Source organism: Sphingomonas sp. 66-10 (assembly GCF_001897045.1).
GTDB lineage: Bacteria > Pseudomonadota > Alphaproteobacteria > Sphingomonadales > Sphingomonadaceae > Sphingomonas > Sphingomonas lycopersici.
The window spans coordinates 8,829-13,950 of the sequence record NZ_MKRR01000090.1 but is presented as its reverse complement, the minus strand read 5'-3'; the positions used below and the strand labels follow the sequence as shown (position 1 = coordinate 13,950).

The following is a 5,122-nucleotide window of genomic DNA, read 5'->3' as shown; positions in this document are numbered from 1 at the left end:
TCGCCACTGCATTCGGTCCGTAGCCAACCCCGTGCCAATTGTCGAAGGTGACCGCATACTCCCCGTCATCACGAACGATGGCTGATACCGGGGCGACGTCATTGGCGATCTCACGCTCCCACACCACCTGCCAACGCTTGTTTGTCAGACGTTCCAGCCGGGCACGGGCGAACCGCGTTCCTCCCTTTGCCTGTCCGGCCGGATCGACCTTGTTGACCTTATCTTCAAAATAGCTGAGCTGGTTTTCAAGATCGCGCGGGACGACGGTGATGCGGGCGTGCCCCCTGCATGAGGTGTATGTGGTCGTCGTCGGCAACATCCAGCTATCCGCGCACAAAGGCGCCGGTAGGAACGAAGTCGCCACCATAGCGAAAACCGATAAGCACAGAGCGCGAGAGATCTTCATCCACACCCCCTTTATGATACACTATATCGCGACCAATGGGAGGGCTGTAAACCCCGCTAGTTAGCCTCGGGATCGGCAGGTTTGCTCAAAGGGAGGATGCAGAACTGAATGACTGCGGTGAGGGCGCGTTACCGCTTTCTGTGAGGGCGGCCCCTCCGGCTTCGGAGGGGCCGCAGAGTCAGATTTCAGTCCGCTCAGCGAGCATCAAGGCATCCTCGATGTCAACGCCGAGGTACCTGACGGTGTTCTCGATCTTTGTATGCCCGAGCAATATCTGGATCGCCCGCAGGTTCCCGGTAGCCTTGTAGATCATTGATACCTTCGTCCGGCGCAGCGAGTGCGTGCCATAATCGGCGCACCGGAGTCCGATGGCGGTGACCCACTCGTCTACGAGCCGGGCATATTGCCTGGTGCTGATGTGACCGGCGCGATTAATCCGGCTAGGGAATGCAAAATCGTCGATCGCTCCGCCGCGCCGTTCCAGCCACGCCAGGAGGCTTCCCCGGACATCGGCGGTCAGCTCGAATTGAACGGGACGACCGGTCTTCTGCTGTATGACCATCGTCCGCGTTCTGATCTCCGCACCCGAGACCAGATCAGCGATCTTGATTTTGACCAGGTCGCAGCCGCGCAGCTTGCTGTCGATTGCTAAGTCGAAAAGCGCCCGATCGCGAAGGCGCTCCTCCCGATCCAGGAAGAAGCGAACCGCCCAAATCTGCTTCTGTGTCAGCGGGCGTTTGCTGCCCACCGTTTTGCCCGCATTCCAAGCAGCCCGCGACTGCATGGTAGGGTCATATTGTGAATGTCCCATCGTCCTTCTCCACGGCCCCGATTGGCCATCGAGTGAACGCGGTGACGTCGATTGGTTTGGCGCGGCGCGATGGCTTCCGTGCTGTCTCAGGCCAATCAGAACCAATATGGTACAATCTCTTAGCCGCCGGGCAGAAGTCGCCGCATACCCGGCCGTTCGGGAACGCGAGTGGCTCGCCCGTTTGCGGACATGCCCGCAGCCTGTCAGAATGCTGGGATATGAAGAACGTTCAGATCATCGATGGCGGAAACAACGCGACCTTCAGCCTGTTTCAAGTAACTGATGAGGAGTTCGCGGCAATCTTTCCCGATGGTTGCGACATGGAACTCATAGAAGACCTGATCGAGCGGCTTGGCGAGGACACGACGAGCCGGCTCCTAAAGCCGATTTGGGGCCGGCCAATCTTAAAGCGAGAAGCCCACGGTCTGCATGGCACGCTCTACTACGACAATGAACACCGTCGAATTCCTACATCGAAACGGGAAGTCGATTGGGATGATCGCTCAATAAATCCAGCGCAGCGTGAGTTATTTTCTCGCCATCGAGAATGATGGCTTCCCTTCTCGCCTCCCAACGCCCACGAGAACCGAGAGGCCCAAATTAGCCTTTCTCGGTGTTCATTGGACCGGCAGCAGGCCAGTCGCTGCGGCCCTGTGAATACGGTCGAGTTGTATCACCGATATCAGATAGGCGGCAGCAACCGCGATCGCGACCGCGCCGACCCTGTTGTCCGGACAGAGGTGCCATGCCGCGAGCACGAAGAGGATCCGCATGCCAAGGTGGATGAGTCCAACCGGATTACCCACGCACCAAGTGAGTACCACCCAGTGAAGCGCGAAGGCGATCCCGACAGTGAGCGGGAACAGGTTCGGAGCGTAAATCCACACCGGGGTGTGGATCGCCCAGGTCGACAAAACCATCACCCGCGCCAACGCGGTCAGTCGGAACAAGGGATTGGTGGGGTTAGTGCGCTCGCCGCGCAGCTTCATGAGGAGCGCGCCAACCGGCATGATCGTCCAGAAGCCGAGGAAAAGCGTCAGGTTGCGATGCTCCGGAGCGACGACAATGCTGAGCATCGCGATCATGGAATAGACGATCACCCCGGTTATCGGCAATGATGGAACCCGTGGCCGTGATCGGACGAAATCGGCCTGCATCTCCTCGAATGTCATTGCACTCTCCCGCTGATCCCTGCGGTGCTTGCTAAGGGCAGGCCGTGGCGTCAGCATGTATAAATCGGAAAAACCGCAGGAAAGGGGGCGATCGCATGAGCATAAAATGCCGGGCCGCGCATTCCGCGTTGCATCCCTTTGTCGTCGGATTTGTCGAGCGTGCCGAAGCGATCGTCGCGGGCGCATCGATCGAGTTTCCATTCGCCATGCCGGTGATCCATATCGCGCTGGATGAGGCCTCGGGGCCGGGCGTTGCGATCAGCGGCGGAACGAAAGTCGCGCGGGCGATGACCGGGCAGCGGCTGCCGCATTCCTTCGTGATCGCGCTTGGTTTTGCCGGCGTGGCTTTGCTATCGCCGGAACCGGCTTCGGTTGCCACCGGCGGTTTCGTCGAGGTGGCGGATCCCTTCTGGCATTCGCTGCGCGAACGATTGTGCGACGCGCGCGACTTTGAGACGCGCGCTGCAATCGCCCAACGCATGTTGATGAGCCGAATCGATGCCCCGGGCACCGTCTCATCACCTTTGTTCAAGGCGGCCGACGCTATCGCGCAGGATCGCTGGTCGGGGCCGATCCACGAACTTGCACGTCATCGCGGGATCGAAGAGCGCACCTTGCGCAATCGCTTCCGCCACGATCTCGGCTGGTCGCCCAAGCGGCTGTTGCGCGTCGCACGCTTCAACCGCGCGCTTCGCGCGCTGCATCCGCGGCCATGGAGCGGACGAGCGACGCAGGATGTGCGGCTCGAATTTTTCGATGACGCGCATTTCCATCGCGAGTTTCGCGCCCACGCCGGCATGTCGCCCGCCGCATTCATCACCGCAAAGCAGCGCAGCGGTGACGCGATGCTGCACAACCTGCTGCTCGATCGCGCGCTTTGACCGGATAGGATCAACGCCTAAAAAAAGGCCGCCGCCTAGGTTGCCATAGAAATAACGATGCAACTTATCGGCCTTCATTGGAAGCCATTTCCCCAGAGCGGAATACCGATGCAAGATCAAGGGATGTCTATATTCTATTAATAGAAACCAAGAAAGCTAGCCTGGCTGACTTATCTAGGATCTGCACCACACAGTCCTAGATCGAGCGGAAAGCGTCCAGCCAGTAACCTTGTCCCAACTAAGAGCGATAGAGATCGTTGGATAACCGTCTGGTCAGTTTCCGCCCCATTTCTTGTCATTCGATGACCTGCTTAGCTTGCCTGAAAGTCGCCATTCGTTCAGCCTCGTTTTATGAGCGACGGAAAGTACCAAGGGGGCGGCACGCCCGGAGGCAGGTGGGGTTGCGCTCTCGCTGCCGCGAATGGTGTACCACTGCTCTGCTTGGCCACGCTCGTAAGCGCACTTGGTGATTGCGCGCCCGACACGACGTGTAACCACAACACCGGATGGATGCTTCAGCTCGGCGCATTGGCAATCGCCGCCGCGATCGGCTTCGGCAGTCGAGCGCTTATCAATCTGTGGGTTCGCCACCGAAGACAGGGCGGTTGACGCCCCATGTTCAGCCGTTCAGCCTGGCTCGGTCGCATCCTGGAAGCGGCCGTTCACTCGTCTCGTTCGCAGCGGTGACCAACACAAATCTGACATCCACAGATTCATTGTCGGGATACAGCATGCCGGATCCGCCCTCCGGCGATTCTTGCTCGAAGATGACCGTGGAATTGGTCCCGCAAGCGGCCGAGATTCCCGCGGCCGTCGGAAAGTCAGAATACGGCCCGCGCTACAACCAACCGAAAACCGCGGCTGCGCAATCGTGCCGCCCGAGGCGCGACAGGCCCATTCGCATATCGCCCTCTCGTTCATTTAACTCGCGCTGCAACTGGGAGCGGCAAGTCCGGAGTCAGTGTCGCCGTGACGCGAAGAAATTGTAGAGCGGCACGAACACCAGTGCCACATACCACCCCCAGGCGAAGCTCTCGGCCAATCCCAGGAGGAAAGTCCGCCAACTGAGCAACTCGAAGCCCGGCAGAAAAATCGCCAGCGACGAATGGCTGATCGGCAATTGCGGGAATAGCAGATAGCCGATGATGCAAAACACGTAGGAGATCGCCAGGAACGAGCTCAGGCTGGTCCCAAAGACGACGAGCGGGATCAGCTGATGAACCGTCGCCTGCCGGTAGGTGTCATGCTGGACCATAACGTCCTCCCATCCTGTCGCTCGCGACGCCGCCATTGGCAAATTTGAATAGCGACGCCTCGAACTTGTCGCGACACACCTCCGAACAGAAATAATAGACGCGACCATCGAACAGGCTCGACTTTGCAGTCGAAGTCGCGATCATCCTGCCGCATACCGGATCACGCGCTTCCGGGGGAGCGGGGGGTCCGTCGCCGTCGTCACCACGGGAATGGTTTCGATGACGGTGCCCCATCATGTGCGCACCGCAGCCAAAGCGCATCATGAGGAAGAACAGGAGGGCCCAAAAGAGCAGGTAGCCGATGGATGCCATCGCTATTTCCTCATCATCCCGCAGCGGGACATCCGAACCATCATGCCGTCGTGCGGGACCAACAGCACGTCTGCCTTCCGCTTCTGTTCGGATGAAAGGACCGCATAAAGCTGTGCCAGTACCGGCCGCAGTCGATGCAGATTGTCGCGCATCGAGGCGAGCATCCGGTCATGCCGGTCGAGTCGCTCGATAGGTGAGAGAGGCTCGCCAGCTCCCGGTGCAGCCATCATCTCGCGGTGGGCATGGCCCATGTCTGCGGCGATCGTGCGCAGTGCGTTCTCATA

Annotated in this window: 7 protein-coding genes and 1 pseudogene; 2 read left to right on the top strand and 6 right to left on the bottom strand. The window is 59.5% G+C overall.

Annotation, left to right across the window (positions count from 1 at the left end; all coding sequences use genetic code 11):
- Together BGN95_RS07330 and BGN95_RS07325 are read right to left on the bottom strand one after the other, a co-directional pair.
- The coding region (locus BGN95_RS07330; RefSeq protein ID WP_286772128.1) for a hypothetical protein at nucleotides 1-319 on the bottom strand (319 nt) is incomplete at its 3' end.
- Between the two features lie 265 nt (nucleotides 320-584).
- On the bottom strand, nucleotides 585-1,217 hold the full coding sequence (locus BGN95_RS07325; protein WP_286772127.1) for a tyrosine-type recombinase/integrase: 633 nt from the start codon (nucleotides 1,215-1,217) through the stop codon (nucleotides 585-587).
- Nucleotides 1,218-1,435: 218 nt separating this feature from the next.
- Here BGN95_RS07325 and BGN95_RS07320 point away from each other — a divergent pair, with 218 nt between their 5' ends.
- On the top strand, nucleotides 1,436-1,768 hold the full coding sequence (locus BGN95_RS07320; protein WP_286772126.1) for a DUF8220 family protein: 333 nt from the start codon (nucleotides 1,436-1,438) through the stop codon (nucleotides 1,766-1,768).
- Between the two features lie 66 nt (nucleotides 1,769-1,834).
- Here BGN95_RS07320 and BGN95_RS07315 read toward each other — a convergent pair whose 3' ends face one another.
- Nucleotides 1,835-2,389: a DUF7010 family protein gene (locus BGN95_RS07315; protein WP_286772125.1), complete on the bottom strand. Its 555-nt coding sequence runs from the start codon at nucleotides 2,387-2,389 to the stop codon at nucleotides 1,835-1,837.
- Nucleotides 2,390-2,484: 95 nt separating this feature from the next.
- Here BGN95_RS07315 and BGN95_RS07310 point away from each other — a divergent pair, with 95 nt between their 5' ends.
- Nucleotides 2,485-3,270 (top strand): AraC family transcriptional regulator, encoded by a 786-nt coding sequence (locus tag BGN95_RS07310; RefSeq protein ID WP_286772124.1) that lies wholly within the window; start codon nucleotides 2,485-2,487, stop codon nucleotides 3,268-3,270.
- Between the two features lie 958 nt (nucleotides 3,271-4,228).
- On the opposite strand, the gene BGN95_RS07305 is transcribed toward BGN95_RS07310, so the two are convergent.
- The 3 genes and pseudogenes from BGN95_RS07305 to BGN95_RS07295 form a co-directional block, all read right to left on the bottom strand.
- Nucleotides 4,229-4,525 carry a DUF5676 family membrane protein gene (locus BGN95_RS07305; protein ID WP_286772123.1) on the bottom strand — a complete coding sequence of 99 codons (297 nt, stop codon included), beginning with the start codon at nucleotides 4,523-4,525 and terminating at the stop codon, nucleotides 4,229-4,231.
- Nucleotides 4,512-4,838, bottom strand: coding sequence for a YHS domain-containing protein (locus BGN95_RS07300; RefSeq protein WP_286772122.1), 327 nt, complete (start codon nucleotides 4,836-4,838; stop codon nucleotides 4,512-4,514). The genes BGN95_RS07305 and BGN95_RS07300 overlap by 14 nt, the downstream gene beginning before the upstream one ends.
- A gap of 2 nt (nucleotides 4,839-4,840) precedes the next feature.
- A pseudogene (locus BGN95_RS07295) lies at nucleotides 4,841-5,122 on the bottom strand (Spy/CpxP family protein refolding chaperone); the annotation flags it as partial.